We start from the raw sequence: 20,078 nt of genomic DNA on the forward strand, positions 1-20,078 counted from the left end.
GCGGACGAGCGTGGGACTTGGTCCATGTTTCCCCCGGGGTGCTTGTTGGGTGCACCGTTAAATTAATGATAAAGGGTTACACGATTTCAAGATCGATCCCCGACTGTTGCAAGGTATCGAGATGTACGGCGGCACATGACGGGGTGAATGAGACAGCGCGTCATCCTTTGGGTGACAACTTTTATCCTATGGACAGTCCGCGGGCACGCGGTTCAGCATCGTCTCCCCTTTGCTGATATGTGAACCTGGATCAAAGCCAGCCAACGCACCTCGTTCGGAGTTGCGCCGTTCCCGTCGGCCGTTTCTTTCCTAACCCAAGGAGCGTTTATGCCCGCGCTAAACATCACGGCCGGTTCGACCGTCACCCTGGACGAGTCCGTCAATCTGCAGAACCTTGCCGCCACGCCCGGCGTTGCAGGCGACAGCAACGACAACGACCTGCTGGCAAGTTCGCTTCCCACCGCCTTCAGCGGACGCCTCACGGCCCAGGGCGTTGGGACCGCCATCAACGCCGCCCTGAGCGGCTATGACGGAACCAACACCGGCATCAGCGCATTCACGTTCAGCGTATCCGGCGCGGTCACCGATCTTTCTTTCACGGACTCGAGCGGCGTTGCGCTCAATGGCTTGGACAGCGGGCTCAATACCGCCGATGGCGAAGACATCTTCCTGTTCACCGACCCGACCAACAACAACGTGGTCTATGGGAAGACCGCGCTCAATGCCGTCGTGTTTGCAGCTTACCTGGAAGAAACGGGAACCCCGGTCACGGGTGCCAAGATCTGGATGGTCCAGTACGAAGCCATAACAAACCTCGACGGGACCAACGCCGACGATCCGGTCAACCTGACCGGCAAGGTCTTCGTCAGCGTCAGCCAGGATTCGGAGTTCAACCTTGCAGGTGCGCCATCGGGCCAGAACCTGTTCCTGATGTTCACCAAGACCGACCCGGCGATCGTCGACGGCCGGATTCAGGGCGTGACGATCATCGCGACCGGGAAGGACCCGGCAAACCAGTCGGGGGCCAGTTCCGCCAGCACCGCCGACGATATCAACATTTCGACCGGCGACACGATCAACACCAGCAAGGCTGGCGGTCCGACCACCTTCGGCACCAACAGCCAGATGATCACCGAGCAGGAGGGCATTCGCTTCACCTTCGTGACCGGCGCCCGAGCCGACGTCACCATTCCGGACCTGGACCAGAACGAGGCCGACCTGGAGTCGAACATCGACTTCACCGGCATGTTCGGAGCAAGAACGGCCGACTTCGACGTGGTGCAGCTGCAAAGCGGAAAGACGGCCCAGGTCAAGGTCACCGCGTACAGCACGGCGGTCGAGTCCGGCAACAGCTTCATCGACGGTTATGCGGGCGACCAGATGATCTCGATCACCGGCGTGCGCGTGCTCGACTCCGTGACGGGGGCGGCGCTGGAAAGCTACTCGAACGGCGCAGAGGGCGCGCTGAGCTCGGCCATCGTCATCAGCGTCGTCGGCGGCGTGGCGATGATCACCGGGGTCAAGGCCGGCTACTCGATCGAATACACCACTTCGGCGGACCACAACCGCGTGCTTATCGAGAACGGAGCAGCCCTCAACGCATCGGGCAACACCCATGCGGATTTCGACATTGGCGGCTTCAGGCTGCTGCAGGTTTCCGCCGCGACGGCGGAGATCGGCTCGATGATGGTTTTTGAAGACGACGGCCCGTCGATTGCGATGGCCGCGCCCACGGACACCACCAACGTCAACACGCAAGACGCAGACACCATCGGCGCCAACACAGACTCGGCCACGGAAAATTTTGCAGGCGCATTCACCACCGGTTCGAGCAGCTATGGCACCGATGGAGCGGGCTCCACCAATTCGGCCTTCGCGCTGGGCGTGAAGACGCAGGGCGGGGATTCGGCGCTCAAGAGCGATGGCGCAACCATCTACCTGTACCTCATTGGCGGCAAGGTCTTGGGTTCTACCTCTGCGGTCGAAGCCAGCGTAGGAGTGGCCAACACCATTTTCGACCTGGCCGTGAGCGCTGGCGGCTCGGTAACGCTGCGGCAGTTTGCCGAGATCGACCATGCGCCGCCTGGCGTCTCGTCGAACTACGCCAACCAGGAAGCCGCAATGGCCGACGACCTGGTGACGCTGACCGGCTCGGTAACGCTGACCGACCGGGACGGCGACACGGCCACCGATTCGAAGGTGCTCAATATCGGCGCCAACATCAGGTTCGACGACGACGGCCCGTCCGTCGTGCTGGCCACGCCCGCGGACGCCACCAACGTCGGCACGCAAGATGCCGACACCATTGGCGCGAACGCCGACTCCGCGGTGCAGGATTTCTCGGGCGCCTTCGGCGTGACTTCGAGCGGCTACGGTGCCGACGGGGCGGGCTCCACCGCATCGGTTTTCGCGCTCGGCCTTTCCACGCCGGGCGGGGCCTCGGGGCTCACGAGCGACGGCGGCTCCATCAAGCTGTACCTGGTGAGCGGGAGCGTCGTCGGCTCGACGGCCGCCAGCGCCGGTGCCATCACCGCAGACAACACTATCTTCGACCTGGCAGTGAGCGCAACCGGATCGGTAACGCTGCGGCAGTTTGCAGAAATCGATCATGCGCTGCCTGGCGTGTCGTCCAACTACGCGGCCCAGCAAGCCTCGATGGTCGACACCCTGGTCACGCTCACCAACACCGTCACGCTCACAGACGGCGACGGCGACACGGCAAGCGATTCGAAGGTGCTCAACATCGGTGCCAACATCAAGTTCGACGACCACGGCCCCACGGTGACCTCGATCTCCGACCTCGTCGGCGCGAACGACGGGCAGCCGATTGCCGGAACCTACAACTTCCTTGTGGGCGCCGACGACGTGGACAACGCTTCGACCGACGGCATCGTGCTGAACAGCCTGGCGGGCACAACCGCAGGCGGCAGGCCAATCACCGATGCGGCCGTTGCGCACTTTGCCGAAGACGCCACCACGGTCACCTATCACTTCAGCTTCAACTACTACGCCGGTCCAACCTCGACCACCATGCAGGCGGCAACGGGCTCGGTGGTCTTCAACAAGCTGGACGGCACCTATTCATTCGACCTGGACCAGGTCTTTGGAGGGCAAACCACCTTTTCGACAAGCGCGCCGCTGGCCTCCTTCAACTACGACACCGAAGGCAACAACTCGCCGGAGATCGTGGTCCAGCAGTACAGCAGCAACTTCTTCGGCGTGCTTTCCGCCAGGGCCGCGACGCCGCCGAGCGATTCAAGCGACCTGGTTTCGGGTGGCGACCACGTGTTTGCGGCGGGCGACACCTTCAACAGCATCAGCGCCGGCTTCGTCAACGTTGCGACCAACACGCTGGGCGTGAACTCCGACACGGTGCAGAACGGCGAGTTGCTCAACTTCGACTACTTCCTGTCGAACCCGGTGAACAACCCCACCGTGACGAGCCCGCCGCCACGGCCTGACGCAACAGTGGTGGGCACGGACAGGGCCTACGCCGACGCCATCAACATCACCATCGACCAGATCACGGACGGCGAAGACGTGGTGGTGCTTCTGAAGCTGGTCAACAGGCTGGACAGCAGCATCACGACGACCACTCTTCTTGTCGCCAATTCGGCAGCGGACTATCAATCCGCAGGAGGAGGCATGAAGATCGTGAGCATCGGTGCGGACGACTACGACAGCGCCAACTTCCATATCTCGGGCCTGCAGGTTCTGAGCAGCACTGAAGACGTGACCGGAAGCGGCACCAGCCTGAGCACCCACGGCACAGTCAACCTCACGGCCAACGGATCGAACTATGCCGATACGGCGGACAACGATGTGTTCAAGATCATAAAGATCGACGTGATCACATCGACGACCATCAACTCGGACGTGGACCTGAACTTTGGTGGGCGGCTGATCGACGGGGATGCCGACTACGCGGAGTTCGACTTCGATGTTCACCTGGAGATCGACGGCGTGGCCAACCTGATCGGCACGACCAACCAGCAGACGGAGGCTATCGCGTAGCGGGTTTTGGCAAGGGGCGGCAGGAGTGCCGCCCCTTTGCCATCCGGCCTGTGCCCAGGCGTTTCGGTTTTCAATCTGCGAGGTGCCATGAAGCCTCAGGAAAAGTCCGGCGAATTGCGGCAGGCTGTGATGTCGCTTCGCGCCTGCTTTGTGCGGGCCGCATGGTTCAGCGTGTGTTCGGGCCTTTTGCTGCTGGCGCCCAGCGGGTACATGCTCGAGGTGTATGGGCGGGTGGTGAACAGCCGCAACACGTTCACGCTGGCCATGCTCACGTTGCTGGTGCTGGCCGCCTATTGCCTGATGGAAGTGCTCGACTGGGCACGCACCGAGGTGATGCACCGGGCCGGGCAGCAGCTGGACCTGAAAATGCGAAACCGCGTGTTCACCGCCATTTTCGAGGCGGGCCTCAAGCGCTTGCCGAGCGGCACCGTGCAGCCGCTCAACGACCTGCGCACCTTGCGTGAGTTCATGTACTCGCCGCCGTTGCTGGCACTCATGGAGGCGCCTGTCGCACTGGTCTTCCTGGGGCTGATGTTTGCCATCAACCCCGTGCTGGGCTGGTCGGCCGTGGTGGGTTCACTGCTGCAGGTGCTTGTCGGCTGGATCAACGACCGCAATACGCGGCCGCCGCTGGTGTTGGCCAACCGATCCGCAATGGAGGCGCAGCAGTATGCGGATGCCGCATCCAGAAACTCGCAGGTGGTCGAGTCCATGGGCATGCTGCAGGATGTTCACCGCCGGTGGATGGGCAAGCGGCGCGAATTTCTGCAGCGCGAAGCCTCGGCCTCTGACCGTGCCGGGGTCTACCAGGCAATCAGCAAGTTCTTGCAGGTCGCCGTGGGCTCCCTGTTGCTGGGCCTCGGAGCTTGGCTGCTGCTGAAGAACCAGCTCAACGGCGGCGCCGGAATGATGCTGGTCGGCTCCATCCTGGGGGGCCGTGCGTTGGTCCCGTTGGTGCAGATCGTGGTGCAGTGGCGCATGGTGGTGAATGCGGGCGATGCATGGCAGCGCCTTGGCAGCTTGCTGGGTGCCGTTGCCCCGCGGCAAGAGGCAATGCCGCTCCCGCCCCCCAAGGGAGCGCTCCAGGTCGAGAGCCTTGTTGCGGGTGCGCCGGGCGCATCGGGCGCTGGCACCGCTATTTTGAAGAACGTGGCTTTCAGCTTGCTGCCCGGCGAGGTGCTTGCTGTCGTGGGCCCCTCGGCCGCCGGCAAGACCACTCTGGCACGGCTGATCGTCGGCCTTTGGCCCGCGGCCGCTGGCAAGGTGCGGCTCGACGGCGCGGATGTGTTCTCGTGGGACAAGACAGAGCTAGGCCCCCACATCGGCTATTTGCCCCAGGACGTCGAGCTGCTCGACGGCACGCTGGCCGAGAACATTGCGCGCTTTGGAGAGGTGCGTCCCTCGAAGGTCAAGGCCGCCGCGATGGCGGTTGACCTGCACGCCTACATCACGAGCCTTCCGCTGGGCTACGACAGCCCGATCGGACCCGAAGGCACGGTGCTCTCGGGCGGGCAGCGGCAGCGGGTTGCGCTGGCTCGTGCGCTTTACGGCGAGCCCGCGCTGGTGGTGCTCGACGAGCCGAACTCAAGCCTTGACGACGTCGGCGACGCCGCACTGGCGGCAGCCATTCTGAATCTGAAGGCACGCGGCACCACGTTCGTCGTCATGACGCATCGCACCAGCGTGCTTGCGGTGGCTGACAAGATGCTGGTGCTGTGCGACGGCGCGGTGCAGGCGTTCGGTGCGCGCGACGAGGTTCTGGCTGCGTTGCGCCAGGCCGGTGAGCAGGCGGCGGACCGGATGCGCAAGGCCGCCAACCAGCCCGGCTCAAGAAGCCGTAGTGCCGGCAATCCCGCAGTGGTTGCGGCACAAGCGAGCCCGCAGCCATGAAGAAAACCTCGTTCTTCGAGCGCAGCGAACTGGCGCGCGCACTTTGGGAGTTCCGAAGGGAGTTCCTTTGGGTCGGCTTGCTGAGCTTCCTGGCCAACCTGCTCATGCTGGCGCCGACGCTGTACATGCTGCAGATATTCGATCGCGTGCTGGCGAGCCAAAGCGAGTTGACGCTGCTCGCGGTTTCGCTGATTACGCTTCTTCTCTTCGTGGCGCTGGCCTTGTCGGAGTGGCTCCGCTCGCGCCTGCTGGTGCGGGCCAGCTTGCGCTTCGACCGGCAGCTGAGCACACGCGTGTTCCACGGCAGCTTCCAAGCGTGCCTGGGCCAATCGGGGCCCATGAGGTTCCGGCCATTTGCGGACCTCAACCACATTCGCCAATTCCTGACCGGCCCGGCCGTCTTTGCGCTTTTCGACGCGCCTTGGACGCCGATCTACATCGCGGTGATTTTCTTTCTTCATCCTTGGCTTGGCGTAGTGTCGCTTGGGTTCGCGCTGGTCCAGGCTGCGCTGGCGTGGTTCGGGCAAAGGCAAACCGTCGCGCCGGCAGAAGATGTGCTGAAAGCCGCGGGCGAGACGATGAGCGACCTGCAGGGCAAGCTGCGCAATGTCGAGGTGCTCGAATCGATGGGCATGGTCGCCAACCTGCAAAAGCGCTGGAACCGCCAGCATGGCGCCTGCATGGAAAAGAGCGCGCGGGCACAGGGCGCGGTCAGCCGCCTCGCCGGCTGGAGCAAATTCATACGCTACAGCCAGCAGTCACTGGCGCTGGGAGCGGGTGCGCTGCTGGTAATCGATGGCCAGCTGTCGCCCGGCGCCATGGTTGCAGCCAACGTGCTGATGGGCCGCGCCCTGGCGCCCATCGATCAGCTGGTTGGCACATGGCGCGGCTTTGCCGCCTGCCGCAGCGCATTCCAACGGCTCGAAAAGCTGCTGGCCGGCTTTCCCGCGCAGGCGCAGGTTCCGTCCCGCGCCGCACCCACCGGCACCATCAGCTTGCAAGGCGTCTTGGCCGGCGCATCGGGGCGCGAGATGCCTATTCTCAAGAATGTTTCTTTCACTGTGCCTGCGGGAACCGTGGTGGCGGTGCTCGGGCCCTCGGGTTCGGGCAAGAGCACGCTGGCGAAGGTGATGGTCGGAATCTGGAGCGCATCCGCCGGCGCGGTGCTGCTCGACGGCGCGCCGATCCGCAACTGGAATCGCCTTGAACTGGGCCCCCATCTTGGCTACCTGCCGCAGGACGTCGAATTGTTTGGCGGTTCGATTGCAGAGAACATCGCGCGCCTCGGCCACATCGACTCACGCAAGGTCATCGAGGCCGCAACCAGCGCCGGCATGCACGAGATGATCCTGCGCTTTCCCAAGGGCTACGACACCCCCATCGGAGACGCAGGCCATCTGCTTTCGGGCGGGCAAAGGCAGCGCATCGGACTGGCCCGCGCAATTTATGGCGACCCCTCGCTCATTGTGCTGGACGAACCCAATGCCAACCTGGACGACGCCGGCGAGGCGGCGCTGCTGTATGCCATACGGCAGCTGAAGACCAGGGGGAAAACGGTGTTCGTGGTCACGCACCGCCAAGGCGCAGTTGCATTGGCCGACCGCGTCATGGTGCTGCGCGATGGCGAACTCGCTGCCGATGGGCCGCGCGATGCCGTGCTTGTTGCGTCTTTTCGTCGCCCGCAACCGGCCGTGCAATCGGCGGCGCTGGTGCAGTCCGCGTGAGCGGGCGGCGTTCCGTCATCGATCCCTCTCCAGGAGCTTCAAATGGCCAGGACGAATCTTCTCAGGGACGTCAAATCCAACCCCTTGCCGACCGACGATGCCGATGGCTCGCAGGACGACGCAGACGGTCTCGCAACCGGCCTTGGTCGGGCAGGCCGCATCGGCGCGTGGGCGCTGGCCGCCGGGTTCGGTGGGTTTGTGCTGTGGGCCGCGTTTGCGCCGCTCGACGAAGGCGTGCCCAGCCAGGGGCAGGTTGCCATCGACACCAAGCGCAAGGCTGTGCAGCACCAGATAGGCGGCATCCTCAAGGAGGTGCGCGTAGGAGAGGGCGACCAGGTCCAGGAAGGGCAATTGCTTTTCAAGCTCGACGATGCAGCGGCCAGGGCGAGCTTCGAAAGCGTTCGGCAGCGCTACCTGGGCTTTCGCGCAATACAGGGGCGCCTGCTGGCCGAGCAGGCGGGCCAGGGCGCCATCGAGTTTCATCCGGACCTGCAGGCGGCGGCAGCAGACCCGCTCATCCGGCAACAGATGTACAACCAGGAGCAGCTGCTCAAGTCGCGCCGTGCCGCCTTGCGCGCCGACCTGCAGTCGATCGAAGAAAACATCCAGGGCCAACAAGAACTGTCCCAAGCCTACTTGAGCATGCTGGGCAGCAGGCGAACCCAGCTTTCGCTACTCAACGAAGAACTGCTGCAGATGCGCAAGATGGTTGCCGAAGGCTATGTCCCGCGCAATCGGCAGCTGGAGATGGAGCGCCAGGCTGCCGAATCGAACACCTATATTGCAGAGCTCATCGGCAACATGGGCCGCGCCCGGCGTTCGGTTGCGGAGCTTCGCCAGCGCGCCATTGCCAAGCAGCAGGAGTACCACAAGGAGGTGGAAACCCAGCAGGCTGAAGTCAGCCGAGAAGTGCTTGGCGACTTCGAGAAGTTCGTCGCCTTGCGCGACGAACTGGGCCGAACCGAGATCCGTTCGCCGGCGTCGGGCCAGGTGGTGGCGCTGGTGGCGCAAACAGTGGGCGGCGTGGTCGCACCTGGGCAAAAGCTGATGGATGTGGTGCCCGCCAACGAACCCCTGTTACTGGAAACCAGGGTGCCGCCCCATCTGATCGACCGCATCCATGCCGGCATACCGGTGGACGTGCGCTTTTCGAGCTTCGCCCATTCTCCGCAACTGGTCGTGCAGGGCAAACTGGTTTCGGTTTCCGGCGACCTGCTGACCGACCCGCAGTCGAACACGAGCTACTACCTTGCGCGCGTGGCGGTCACGCAAGAAGGCCTGAAAAAGCTGGGCAAGCGGGCGCTGCAGCCGGGCATGCCGGTCGAGGTGGTCTTCAAGACGGGGGAGCGCTCGCTGCTCGTCTACCTCTTGCATCCGCTCAGCAAGCGCATCGCAGCCTCGATGACAGAAGAATGATGGCGAAGAGTCAGATCAGAGGCACGCTCGTTTCCTTGAGCACCCGCAGCACGAAGTGCGACTTGCTGTGGCGTATGCCCGGAATCTTGTACAGCTTTTCGCGAAGCAGCCGTTCGTAGTCGCGCGTGTCGCGCACCGCAATGCGAATGTAGTAGTCGTAGTCGCCCGAGACCAGGTAGGCCTCCTGGATCTCGGGAATCGTGGCGAGCGTGCGGCCGAAGTCGTACAGCGTTTCGTCGGTGTGGCTCTCGAGCGTGACCTGCACGATGACCGAGTCGTGGTAGCCGAGCTTGGCCGGGTCGACGTCGATGGTGTAGCGCTTGATCACGCCGGTGGCCTCGAGCTTCTTGATGCGCGTCCAGCAGCTGGTGGGCGACAGGCCGACCTCGTTGCCGATTTCCTGCAAGGTCTTGCGGGAGTCGAGCAGCAGCACGCGCAGGATCGCCAAGTCGGTTTTGTCGAAAGATCCTTCTTCGTTATTGCCGTTTTGACGATTGGTTTTCATGAATTGAGCCAAATGAGCCAAAAGAAAGATGCAAATTCTGCATCAAAGCCGGAAGAATCGACGGAATGCGACTGCTCGACCTTCCTTCCGCCTCTTCTCCACCCTTGCAGCCCGGACCCGTGCCCGCCCTGCGCAACGGGGCCGAGGCCCTGCTCGACACGCTGGTCGAATGCGGCGTCGACACGCTCTTTGGCTACCCCGGCGGCGCTGCGCTGCCGCTTTACGACGCGCTTCATGGCGAGCCGCGCCTGCGCCATGTGCTGGTGCGGCACGAGCAGGCGGCGGTACATGCGGCCGAAGGCTATGCGCGCACCACGGGGCGCGTGGGCGTGGTGCTCGTCACTTCGGGGCCGGGGGTGGGCAACACCATCAGCGGGCTGCTCGACGCCATCAGCGATTCGGTCCCGCTGCTTTGCATCAGCGGCCAAGTGGCAACCGGCGTCATCGGCACGCAGGCTTTCCAGGAGAGCGATGCGCTCGGCATGTCGCGCCCGGTGACCAAGTGGAACCAGCAGGTGCGCAAGGCCGACGATGTGCCGGGGCTGGTGCGGCGCGCGCTCGAGATTGCTGCATCGGGGCGGCCGGGGCCGGTGCTGCTGGATGTACCCAAGGACGTTCAGCTTGCACGGCTGGGCCACGGCGCCGCATCCACGCCGACGCGTGCATTGCGCACGGGGAGGGCGGCGCTGCCGCCACGCGCCATGCTGCAGCGGGCGGCCGACCTGATTTCAACGGCGCGCCGGCCGGTGCTCTATGGCGGCGGCGGGTTGATCAATTCGGGCCCTGCCGCGTGCGATGCCTTCGCACAATTGGTGCACCGGCTGCACGCACCTTGCACGCTCACGCTGATGGGGCTCGGCGCCTTCCCTGCGTCCGATCCCAAGTTCATCGGCATGCTGGGAATGCACGGCATGCTCGAAGCCAATCTTGCAATGCACGAGGCCGACCTGGTGGTGTGCGTGGGTGCGCGCTTCGACGATCGCGTAACCGGCAAGCTCGACGAGTTCTGTCCGCACGCGCGCAAGATCCATATCGACATCGACCCGGGCAGCATCAACAAGGTGGTGAAGGTCGATGTGCCGATGGTGGGCGATTGCGGTGCCATCGTCGATGCCCTGCTTGCAATGCTGCCCGCCGAAAGCTTTACGCCGGAGCGGCTCGCGCCCTGGTGGCAGCGCATCGAGCGCTGGCGTGCGGAAGACTGCCTCGGCTTCGAGTCGCGAAGCGATTCAATCTTGCCTCAGCAACTGATGGCGTCGCTGCAGCAGGCCATTGGCGGGCGCGATGCCATCGTGTCGACCGATGTGGGCCAGCACCAGATGTGGGCTGCGCAATACCTGCGCTTCAAGCGGCCGCGCCGCTGGCTCACCTCGGGCGGTGCCGGCACCATGGGCTACGGACTGCCGGCGGCCATCGGCGCGCAGGTGGCGCACCCGCAGGCGCTGGTGGTTTGCGTCAGCGGCGATGCCTCGGTGCTCATGAACATCCAGGAGCTTTCGACCGCCGTGCAGCACCGCACGCCGGTAAAGCTGGTGCTGTGCAACAACGGCTACATGGGCATGGTGCGTCAGTGGCAGGAGCTCAACCACGGCAACCGCCTGAGCCACAGCTGGAACGAGGCGCTGCCCGATTTCGTGGCGCTGGCCAAGGCGTTTGATTGGGGCGCGCGGCGGGTGTCGGACCCTGCGGAGCTCCCGGCTGCGCTGGCCGAATGCCTTGGCAGCGACGGTCCATTCTTTCTCGACGTGCAGGTTGCGCCGCAGGAGAACTGCTTTCCGATGATGCCGGCAGGGCATGGGCATCACCGCGTGATGCTCGCAAAGGACCGCTGGTTCGAGGAGCGCTGAACCGGCCCTGATGTTGGCTTTCACCCTCAGGAGTGCCCGTCCACGCGCATCTGAAAGAGGAAGTAGGGCGGTATGCACGCGCCGCGGCCTTCGGGCTGGCCTTCCGCTTGCGCGCAGATGAAGTCGTCGCGGCAGGGCTGCTGCGCGGAACAGCTGCGCAGGTTGCCGGGCCGCGTGTGCTTGCTCAGGCATTCGCCGAAGGGTTTGTTCGCGGCCAGGCACTGGTTGAAGTCGCTGAGGATGGCAATGCCGCCGCAGGTGCCGTTCCTGTCGCGCGGGTCGCATGGGCCAGAGCACATGCCGCCCGGAAAACCGACCGAGGTTTTCTCGCACACGGAGAGCGCGCCTTCGCAGGCGACGCGCGGCAGTTTTTCTGCGCGATCCAGCCAGGGGTTGGCGGACTGCGTGATGCGGGTGGGCTCGCAGCTTGCGCCGACCGTGGCCTTTTCCGCCACGCCGTTGCCGTCGTGCGGCTCGGCCGGCGGACGGAACGGGTCCGGCTGTGGCGTCGAGAGCGCGGCATGCACATAGCGGCCACGCCGCGAAAGCTCGTCTTGCAGATGCGGCGAATGCGGCAGCGCAAGCGCATTGCCGGCCGTGAAGGTGCGCGATGCGCCGCGGCGGTCGATGCCCAGCAAATGAAAGCCAGCGACCGCGCGGCTCTGGTGACAGCCCGCGCAGCTGAGGTCGTCGAGCCGTCGCAGCACTGCCTGCGGCGACTGCAGCGTTCGGCTGCCGGGCACGGCCTGCCACTCACTGGCTGAAAAGAGCTGCGCAAACGGGCGGTTTGCCAGTCGCTCCAGGCCGCGAGGTGCCACCGAGACCGCTTCGGTTGCCAGGAACTTGTCGGGGAGTTGCAGCGTGGCTTCGTCCAGCGCGCGCATGTTCACGGGCTGCTGCAGCCACTGCCGCAGTTCGTTGCGCAGCGGGGCATTGGCCTTGAGCCTTGCGACGTCGGGCGTGTTTTCGAGCGGGGCCGGGTCGAAGCGCTGTGCGCGTGCGTTCCAGCGGAAGGCGCGCAGCATGTATTCCGCGTGGCCGCCAAGATCGGGCCGTACTGCGGAGGGCCAGCGCACGCTCTGCAAGTTGGTGGTGATCTGCGCAATGCGCGCGGGCGCCAGGCGTTGCGGCGCCAGCGGACCATCGGCTGATACCAGCCAGCGGCCGAGCGCTTCGTCCGTCATCGACGGCTCGGGCGGTTGCCAGCGCCACGCGGCGGCGGCGCAGCTGCCGTTTGCATCGGGCGCATCGCCGCGGAGCTCGACGTTGACCGTCATCGGCAAGCGCGACTGCATTGTGGGCGTGCGGTAGGCAAGCCGGTACACCAGCCGTGTCTCGCCGCATGCGCCATGCTGGAACGGTCGGCGATCCATGCGATTGGCGACACCCACGAGTTCGAAAAACGCGTTGGGGCTTGCGAGCCAGCGCGCATCGAACAGCCGATGCGGGTAGCGTGAAATGCCGACCCCGGCCTGCCCGTCGCTGCGCTGGATGCGCACGAGGCTTTCGTTCAGCGGGCGTGTGATGGATTGCCAGGCCTGCAAACGCATCAGCACCTGGTTGCTCGCAATGCCGTCGGGCGAACCGGCCACCTCACCGAACCAGCGCGCGAAACCGGCGCCTGACTTCTCAGCGGCCTGCAGCGCGGCCGGCGAAGTGACGAGAAGCAGCGGCTCGGCCGGGTGCGCCACCATGGGCGCGGCAAGAGCGAGACCCGATGCGAGCGATGCGAGGGAAATGAGACCGGCGGGCAGGCGGTGTTTGAAGAGCGGCACGCGAGTGATTGTGCCGCGCCGCTACCATTCGTCTCTATCTTCCAAAAAGTAAACCTGCATGGACCAAATCGCCGCGATGAAGGCGTTTCACACCGTAGTGACGGCTGGCGGCTTTTCCGCCGCTGCGAAGATATTGCAGGTTTCGCACACGGCCGTATCACGGCAGGTCGCGCAACTGGAAACCCTGCTGGGCACTCAACTGCTGAATCGCACGACGCGGCGCTTTGCCCTGACCGAAGCGGGGCAGACGTATCACGAATACGGCACGCGAATTCTCGAGCAGCTCGAGGAGGCCGCGCTGGCGGTGACCCGGCACCAGGTGCAACCGGTTGGCGTGCTGCGCGTCAACGCTCCCATGTCGTTCGGCCTGCAGGAACTCGCGCGCTGGTTGCCGGCCTTCATTGCCGCTTACCCCAAGGTCACGGTCGATCTGGTGTGCAACGATCGGTTTGTCGATCTGATCGAAGAAGGCTTCGACGTCGGCTTGCGCCTGGCCTATGCGCTGCCGGACTCCACCCTGATCACCAAGAGCCTGGCAAGGTGTGAAGAGTGGTGGGTGGCGTCGCCTGCCTATCTGAAGGCGCACGGAACGCCCTTGGTGCCCGCCGACCTGGCACAACACAACTGCCTGGTCTATTCGCTTGTGCAGAAATCCAGCCAACCCAGCTTCACCGGCCCCGACGGCCGCACCCATACCGTGGCCGTAACCGGAAGCCTGCAGGCCAACAGCGGCATTGCGTTGCGCGCTGCGGCCATCTCGGGAACGGGCATTGCGGCCTCGCCGGTGTTCCTGGTGCATGAAGACGTAAGGCGCGGAGATCTGGTTCGCGTGCTGGCCGGCTTCGAGCAGCAGCCCTTGACGCTGCACGTGCAGTATCCGCAGAACCGCCATTTGTCGCCCAAGGTGCGCGCCTTCGTCGACTTTGCCGCGAATCAGTATCGGGACCCGCGCTGGTAAGCGGGCTCGCGGAGCCGGAAACCCGCCCGAACGATCTGGCTATTGCGCCTTGGTCGGCACCAGGTCGAAGTGATCGGCCTGATACTGGAACAGCACGCAGTTGGCACCGGGTTCACAGCCGCTGCGGTGCGCAAGCTTGCCCGGAATGTAGTAGTACGAGCCGGCGGGGTACAGCACCTTCTTGCCGTCATCGAAGATCGCATAGAAAACGCCGCTCAGTACCACGGTGGGCAAGCTTTGCGTATGGAAGTGCGGCGGGTTGTTCTTGCCGGCGGGGAACTCCACAAAAGCCTCGTAAGAGCCGTTGCCGGTAATGCTGCCGCGCATGTCGGCGGCACGGACACCCCCGGTGCCGGCGATCTCGCGCCACTTGATGTCCTTGGCCGGCATGGAGACGAGCGTCTCGGGGGCAGCGGCCGGAGCGGCCGCAGCAGCCGGGGAGATGGCCCATGCCGGCGCGGCAGCGGCTGCAATGGCGAGGAGGCTCAGCTTGCCGAGCAGGTGCTTGATGGTGTTCTTCATGAAATGCTTTGCTTTCGAGTGCTTGCCAGTGTTGCCGGCAGATGGATGGATTGGCGTGTCGTGGAGGGGATCACGCTTGAATGGGCAAACCCAGAATTTCGGACGTGGTGCGCACTTCAGCCACCACATCCGACACGCCGCGCAATGCAGCGCGATGCAGGTCTCGGTGACTCATTACGCTGCCGTCTTCCTGGTCCAGGTCTCGTGTGGCGCAGGCGTCGCTCACGATGATGCTGTGATAGCCGCGTGGTGCGGCGTCGAAAGCCGTGGCCGAAACGCACATGTGCGTCATCAGGCCGGTAATGATCAGCGTCTTGATGCCGCGCGCCTGCAACTGCGCCTGGAGCTCGGTGCCCGCGAAGGCGCTGGGCGTAGGCTTCTTCAGCACCACGTGGCGCGCACCGGGCCGAATGTCCGAGTGGATCTCGAAGAACTTTCCGCCCTCGGCGAATATGGGGCTGTCCGCCGGTGCCCCATGCTGTGCGTGAAACACGGGCATGCCGTGCTTGTCGGCCAGCTCGATCAGTCGCTTGGCCTGGCGCATGGCGGCCATGCCGTCGGGAATCGGCATCCTGCCGTCAAAGTACTCGTTCTGAAAGTCGATGGCAATCAGCGCCGTCGACGCAGGATCGATCTGCGTCGTGGCGCTTGCACCTGTGATGGTGCGAATGCTGGGGTGATTCATGAAGGCTTCCCTGTTGAATGTGAAGGTCCGTAGCGTAGGGACCATTCATCCAGGGCGATAGCCATCTGGCGGGACAAGACTTGTGCGCAAAGCGCACGTCGAAGCATGCGACGAAGCGGCGCTCGCTCCCGCGGGCCGCTCCGGCGGGCTTGGCCTTACCTCTGCACAGACCGCAGGTAAATCTCGACTCGGCGGTTCTGGGTGCGGCCCTCTTCGGTTGCATTGCTTGCCACCGGCTGGGTCTGTCCACGGCCGTCTGCCGCGAGGCGTGCTCTCGCAATGCCGCGGTCGGCCAAATAGGCCTCTACACTCTGCGCCCGGCGCTGCGACAACGCCATGTTGTGCTCCGGATTGCCGGTGCTGTCGGTGTGGCCGACCACCTGTGCGTTGACGCTCGGCTCCTGCGAGATGGTTTGTGCGACGCCGTCCAGCACGCTTCGGAACGAAGGCTTGATGGTGGCGCTGTCGGTATCGAAAGTCACCTGGCTTGGAATGTTGACCTTCAGCGATCCATCGGCCTGCTCTGTGATCTGCGTGCCGGTGCCGGCTGTCTGGCCCGAGAGCTTGTTGCGAATGGCCGTCCAGTTGTAGCCGACGCCTGCACCTACCGCCGCGCCAACCGCGGCACCGATGGCGGTGCTTTTCTTGTCGCGACCAATGAGATTGCCGACGCCTGCGCCGACGGCCGCGCCAGTGCCGGTGCCAACGGCCGTGTGGGTGCCTTGCTCGGTGGCACAGCCTGCGGCAAGAGCCGCGATCAGCGCGAGGGAGAACAGCTTGATTTTCATGGGCCTTCCAGAATGTGTTTCAGTTGAGATTGCAATCGCGATGGCGGACATCGGCGCCATCGCAATCCGCTGATAACAACTCAAGGGAAGGTCTCGAGGACGACAGCAATGGCCGGCTGCAGGACCTCTTGTGAGAATCGGCCCGCGAACCGTGAAATATGTCCGCGGCGGTCTTGCGGCGGAACTATTTGGCGCTTCGTCCGAGTTCCTCGATGCATGCGCAAATTTGCATATAGACGGTGCGCGATTTTTGCGGACTCGAGTTAGCGGCTTCTTTAGATTCTCAGGTCAGGTCGGAATACGTTAACGCATGCGAGCAGTTGGCTGCTCCCGATGCACCCCGGCCTCAATGTTTCCTGTGCAGGAAGCAATTGAACGCGAGAATCCATTTTGCAAATTGCCGTACTAGATCCAATACTTCGATCCAGAGAGCTGGTGCGTCGTTCCATCTGCAGGCTGGGCCATGTGCCCGTGACCTTCACGAGCGTGGACGAATTGCACGAGCATGACGCTGCAGGCGGGAGCTTCGACATGCTGCTGCTCGCATGCCCCCGGGACCCTGCCGTATTTCAGCCCCTCATCGCGCAGGTGCGCAAGATTCTGAGAGGGCGCATGCCGCTGATTCTCAGCGCTTGCAAAAGCCAGTTTCGCGTGATTTCGATCCTTCACGCCGACACATCTTCCTCCGTGGTGCATGCGCCATATTCGTTCGAAGACACCTACCGTCTGCTGGAGGTCGAGTTGCGCCGCCGCAGGGTGCCGGTGGCGGACCGGGTTCTCGAGTGGCAGGGCTATCGCTTCGTCCTTGACCAGGACCACGTGGAGTTGGCCGGCGTGCCCATCAAATTGCGCCCTCGCGAGTTTGACTTGGCTGTGGCGTTCTTTCGCAATGTCAACCGGCTTCTGACCCGGGAATGGCTCACTGCGAACGTCTGGGGAAAGATAGAAGAAGGTGGACCCATTTCCCGGTCGTTGGATGTCAGCGTTTCAGGCATCCGCCGGAAGCTCGGCCTGCGTTCCAGGCTCCAGGCGATATGGGGCCAAGGCTATCAGCTCAGCGGCATGTCCGAATCCTTCGAAGATCAGCGCAACTGAGGCCATTACTTGTCGGTGCGAGCGACCGGCCGGCATTCAGGTGGGGGAAGAGCGGCAACAAGCTCCCGCGGCGTGCATCCGTAATGCTTCCGAAACACGAACCCGAAGTAGGACGGATCGGAAAAACCGCATCGATACGCAATTTGCGCCACAGTCATCGCCGGGTCCGAGGGCACGCGCAGCATTCGATCGGCCATCTGCAGCCGAACCTGCTGCACTGTGTCGCGGAACGTCGTTCCCTGTCCGGCTCTGGCGAAAACCTTGTGAACATAGCGTGCCGACGAATGAAAGTGTTTCGCGAGCTTGGCCGCACTGATCTCCGGGTCGGCATGGTTGTCCCGAATCCAGCGGCACATGTCCTCGTGCAGGGCGCGATCTCGCACCGAAGACGAATTCCTGTTGCTCCGGGGCTCGTTGCCCTGGAGCAGCGCAAAAGAAAGCATCGAAAAAACGTGCTCTCCCAGGAGCTCTTGCTCGAACAAGCTTGCAATGCCTTGCAGATGATCGAAGTCCAGCCCGCGCAGATAGGCGGAGAGCATGCCCGACCAGCCTTCATGGCCCTTGAGAACCTTTGCCACAGGGCCCTCTCTGCCAGGCAGCCAGCGCGCGACCAGCGACTGCGGCAATCCGATGAACCACATGTCCGTGCAGTCGGGCGAGCGCAGTTTCAGGAAGCGAGCGGCGTCGATGAGAACGATGTCGTTGGTTTCGTTCGTCGTGAAGGTATTGAGCTTCAGAACGAGATACAGCGGATGAGAGGCTGCGTCTTTCATGCGGCTGTGCACGACATTGCTCACGTCCACCGCGTTGCCGCGTACCCACATGAACGCCAGATTGCCCACATCGACAGCCTTGAGCTCCTGCCAGAGACGCCTGTCCCTCGAATTGCCGCGCTTGCGGCCGCCGAGTATCGCGGCGGTGTTGTCGATCCAGAACGAGAACCTCTTTCCCGCTGCTACAGGAGCGCCAACATTGCCGGAACGGCTTTGGGCAGAGTAGGGCGGAACGGCCATGAATGGCGCATTGTGTGACGTACCCATTGGCGTTGCAACTGCCGACGGGCTTTTTGCGACGGACGGGCTGCGCTACAGTCGTCCGGCATGGCCAATCAGCTTGGCCTGCGACTGCGTTGCCGCCGCGAATTTCAGGCGGCAATGGCACAACGAAACCAGCAAACCTTGGGAGTAAAAATGACACTGACAAAAAGACTGCTGCTCGGTGCAGCGATGTTCGCGGGCTGCATGGGGCTTGCGTCGGCCCAGGAAGCAGACCCGACGAACATGGTCCGAGGCGGCCTGCAAGTGATTCAAATGGTGGATCAAGGCAAGGTCGGCGAGCTATGGGACGGCGCGGCACCCGCCGCCAAGAAGCGCGTCACGCGTTCCGATTTCATCCAGCAGGTGAGCCAGGCGCGCTCGCCGCTCGGCGCGGCCCAGCAGCGCATCTGGGTTGCAGTCAACCGGCAGACTGTCGCCAACGAGGACGCCGACGTGGCGGGCCAGTATGTCAACGTCGAATACGAAACCCGCTTCGCAAATGCCGCAAATCGCGTCGTGCGTGAAATGACGACCTTCCGCCTCGACCGCGACGGCAGCTGGCGCTTGAGCGGCTACGTGCTGCGCTGATTTTTCAGGGCGCACTTTGCGGCGCCCTCATCCGCTCCGGCGCCGGGCTCTTCGCCGATCTGAGGGGCTGGCTCAAACGCCGCGTTGCGGTAAACCGATTGCCTGCGCGAAGCAATCGGAACATTCGTGAAATTCTCTTCACGATTGCGCAATCTTCATATTTTTCGTTCACTTTTTTGGCTTCTTGAATCGAGGCCGCTTCCTTAACGTCCTGCCTCTGCCCGCGTTGGTTCCGACGTGCGCGCAGCGCGCCAGGCAAGAGCTGCTCCAGCCTGGTTTTCTCGTTCGCGGAGGACCGCCATCTTTTCGCGTGTCGCGTTGCGCAGCAACCCGTTGCCACGGCCAAGAAACCACCGGTTCTCAACCAAACCCACCTGTACTCAATGCCGGATCGCCCACCGCTCGTGCAACGTTTCGACACCGAGCATTTGCCTCCCGAAGACCGCTTCGCTTACTGGGCCGACGAGTTTGGCAAAAGCATCGGCTATGTTGGGCTCGAGAGCCCCTTCCGGAGCGATTTTCATCAGTGGCTCAGCGTGGTGGACCTCTCCGCACTGAGCCTGGCCCGATTGCGCGGGAGCGCCGTGTCGTCCTCCGCCGAGCCTGGCCAGATCAAGGACGTGGAGCTGCATCCGTTCCAGCTCATGCTCAAGGTCGGCGACGGTCCTTCCACCATCAGGCAAGGCAGCGAAGCCACGGTCCAATCCGGCGATCTCGTGCTGATCGATTCGCTGCAAAAAATGCGAATGCAGGCGCATGTTGCCGTCAACTCATTGCTGGTCGGCTTGCCCATGAAAGCACAACCGCCGCGGCGAGCGTGCGAAATGACCGGTTTTCGGCATTTCGCAACTCGTGCGAGGTACGCGGGCCGGCTTGCGCCCGCGTTGCTCTTCAGGTCGAACATCCACCGAAACGAATTGCCATGAAAAGTCTGTTCCACACTTCAAGAACTGTTCGCCGGCATAAGCCCGGCCAATCCCGCTCATTGTGGGCCGCGATCTTTCGCAGCTTTGCAAGGCTCCACGGAACACCGCGTACCAATGAGCAGCGCGTGTTCGAGCGAATGCAACAGCTGGAGCGGCTGGACCGGATGGACTACGACCAGCGCGTGCGCGAAACGGGTGAGTGGTGACCCGCATTCCGTCTATGTGGCGCGAACGCATTTGCGCCAGCTTTTTCGTGTATAGGTGGCGAGCAACCCTGGCGGGTGTGATCGTCGGTTTTCTGACAGGTC

The 20,078-nt window shown here is 63.6% G+C and carries 16 protein-coding genes; 10 read left to right on the plus strand and 6 right to left on the minus strand.

The genetic code is table 11. From position 1 onward, the window contains the following. Positions 1-327 precede the first annotated feature (327 nt). The 4 genes from QHG62_RS08115 (at position 328) to QHG62_RS08130 (ending at position 9,044) form a co-directional block, all read left to right on the plus strand. Positions 328-4,014, plus strand: coding sequence for a beta strand repeat-containing protein (locus QHG62_RS08115; RefSeq protein ID WP_281150392.1), 3,687 nt, complete (start codon positions 328-330; stop codon positions 4,012-4,014). An 87-nt stretch (positions 4,015-4,101) separates the two neighbouring features. Further along, positions 4,102-5,904: a type I secretion system permease/ATPase gene (locus QHG62_RS08120; RefSeq protein WP_281150393.1), complete on the plus strand. Its 1,803-nt coding sequence runs from the start codon at positions 4,102-4,104 to the stop codon at positions 5,902-5,904. Further along, positions 5,901-7,628, plus strand: a complete 1,728-nt coding sequence (locus QHG62_RS08125; protein WP_281150394.1) for a type I secretion system permease/ATPase — start codon at positions 5,901-5,903, stop codon at positions 7,626-7,628. Before QHG62_RS08120 ends, QHG62_RS08125 begins: the two co-directional genes overlap by 4 nt. 42 nt (positions 7,629-7,670) lie before the next feature. Further along, the gene (locus QHG62_RS08130) at positions 7,671-9,044 is read left to right on the plus strand and encodes an HlyD family type I secretion periplasmic adaptor subunit (protein WP_281150395.1); all 1,374 of its coding nucleotides are present in this window, start codon (positions 7,671-7,673) and stop codon (positions 9,042-9,044) included. A gap of 10 nt (positions 9,045-9,054) precedes the next feature. On the opposite strand, the gene QHG62_RS08135 is transcribed toward QHG62_RS08130, so the two are convergent. Then, positions 9,055-9,549, minus strand: a complete 495-nt coding sequence (locus QHG62_RS08135) for an Lrp/AsnC family transcriptional regulator (protein WP_281150396.1) — start codon at positions 9,547-9,549, stop codon at positions 9,055-9,057. Positions 9,550-9,614: 65 nt separating this feature from the next. Between QHG62_RS08135 and ilvB the strand changes: the two genes are divergently transcribed. Next, complete coding sequence (gene ilvB / locus QHG62_RS08140; protein WP_281150397.1) at positions 9,615-11,396, plus strand: biosynthetic-type acetolactate synthase large subunit; 1,782 nt, start codon at positions 9,615-9,617, stop codon at positions 11,394-11,396. A gap of 26 nt (positions 11,397-11,422) precedes the next feature. On the opposite strand, the gene QHG62_RS08145 is transcribed toward ilvB, so the two are convergent. Further along, the gene (locus QHG62_RS08145) at positions 11,423-13,171 is read right to left on the minus strand and encodes a hypothetical protein (RefSeq protein ID WP_281150398.1); all 1,749 of its coding nucleotides are present in this window, start codon (positions 13,169-13,171) and stop codon (positions 11,423-11,425) included. 58 nt (positions 13,172-13,229) lie between these two features. On the opposite strand from QHG62_RS08145, the gene QHG62_RS08150 reads away from it, so the two are divergent. Beyond that, a complete protein-coding gene (locus QHG62_RS08150) occupies positions 13,230-14,129 on the plus strand; it encodes a LysR family transcriptional regulator (RefSeq protein WP_281150399.1) in 900 nt (299 codons plus the stop codon). A 39-nt stretch (positions 14,130-14,168) separates the two neighbouring features. Here the strand turns inward: QHG62_RS08150 and QHG62_RS08155 are convergent, their stop codons facing one another. The 3 genes from QHG62_RS08155 to QHG62_RS08165 all read right to left on the minus strand — a co-directional run bounded on the left by QHG62_RS08155 (position 14,169) and on the right by QHG62_RS08165 (position 16,124). Next, positions 14,169-14,651: a cupin domain-containing protein gene (locus tag QHG62_RS08155; RefSeq protein ID WP_281150400.1), complete on the minus strand. Its 483-nt coding sequence runs from the start codon at positions 14,649-14,651 to the stop codon at positions 14,169-14,171. Positions 14,652-14,721: 70 nt separating this feature from the next. Next, positions 14,722-15,336, minus strand: coding sequence for a cysteine hydrolase family protein (locus QHG62_RS08160; protein WP_281150401.1), 615 nt, complete (start codon positions 15,334-15,336; stop codon positions 14,722-14,724). Between the two features lie 155 nt (positions 15,337-15,491). Continuing rightward, positions 15,492-16,124, minus strand: a complete 633-nt coding sequence (locus tag QHG62_RS08165) for an OmpA family protein (RefSeq protein ID WP_281150402.1) — start codon at positions 16,122-16,124, stop codon at positions 15,492-15,494. Positions 16,125-16,655: 531 nt separating this feature from the next. On the opposite strand from QHG62_RS08165, the gene QHG62_RS08170 reads away from it, so the two are divergent. Next, positions 16,656-17,219: a helix-turn-helix domain-containing protein gene (locus QHG62_RS08170; protein ID WP_281150403.1), complete on the plus strand. Its 564-nt coding sequence runs from the start codon at positions 16,656-16,658 to the stop codon at positions 17,217-17,219. Positions 17,220-17,224: 5 nt separating this feature from the next. Here the strand turns inward: QHG62_RS08170 and QHG62_RS08175 are convergent, their stop codons facing one another. After that, positions 17,225-18,232 (minus strand): helix-turn-helix transcriptional regulator, encoded by a 1,008-nt coding sequence (locus QHG62_RS08175; RefSeq protein WP_281150404.1) that lies wholly within the window; start codon positions 18,230-18,232, stop codon positions 17,225-17,227. An 87-nt stretch (positions 18,233-18,319) separates the two neighbouring features. Between QHG62_RS08175 and QHG62_RS08180 the strand changes: the two genes are divergently transcribed. The 3 genes from QHG62_RS08180 to QHG62_RS08190 all read left to right on the plus strand — a co-directional run bounded on the left by QHG62_RS08180 (position 18,320) and on the right by QHG62_RS08190 (position 19,976). Further along, positions 18,320-18,844, plus strand: coding sequence for a DUF4019 domain-containing protein (locus QHG62_RS08180; protein WP_281150405.1), 525 nt, complete (start codon positions 18,320-18,322; stop codon positions 18,842-18,844). Positions 18,845-19,248: 404 nt separating this feature from the next. Beyond that, a complete protein-coding gene (locus tag QHG62_RS08185) occupies positions 19,249-19,770 on the plus strand; it encodes a hypothetical protein (RefSeq protein WP_281150406.1) in 522 nt (173 codons plus the stop codon). Further along, the gene (locus QHG62_RS08190; protein ID WP_281150407.1) at positions 19,767-19,976 is read left to right on the plus strand and encodes a hypothetical protein; all 210 of its coding nucleotides are present in this window, start codon (positions 19,767-19,769) and stop codon (positions 19,974-19,976) included. The genes QHG62_RS08185 and QHG62_RS08190 overlap by 4 nt, the downstream gene beginning before the upstream one ends. Positions 19,977-20,078: the final 102 nt, after the last annotated feature.

The organism is Variovorax paradoxus, assembly GCF_029919115.1.
In the GTDB taxonomy this organism is placed as follows: domain Bacteria; phylum Pseudomonadota; class Gammaproteobacteria; order Burkholderiales; family Burkholderiaceae_C; genus Variovorax; species Variovorax paradoxus_O.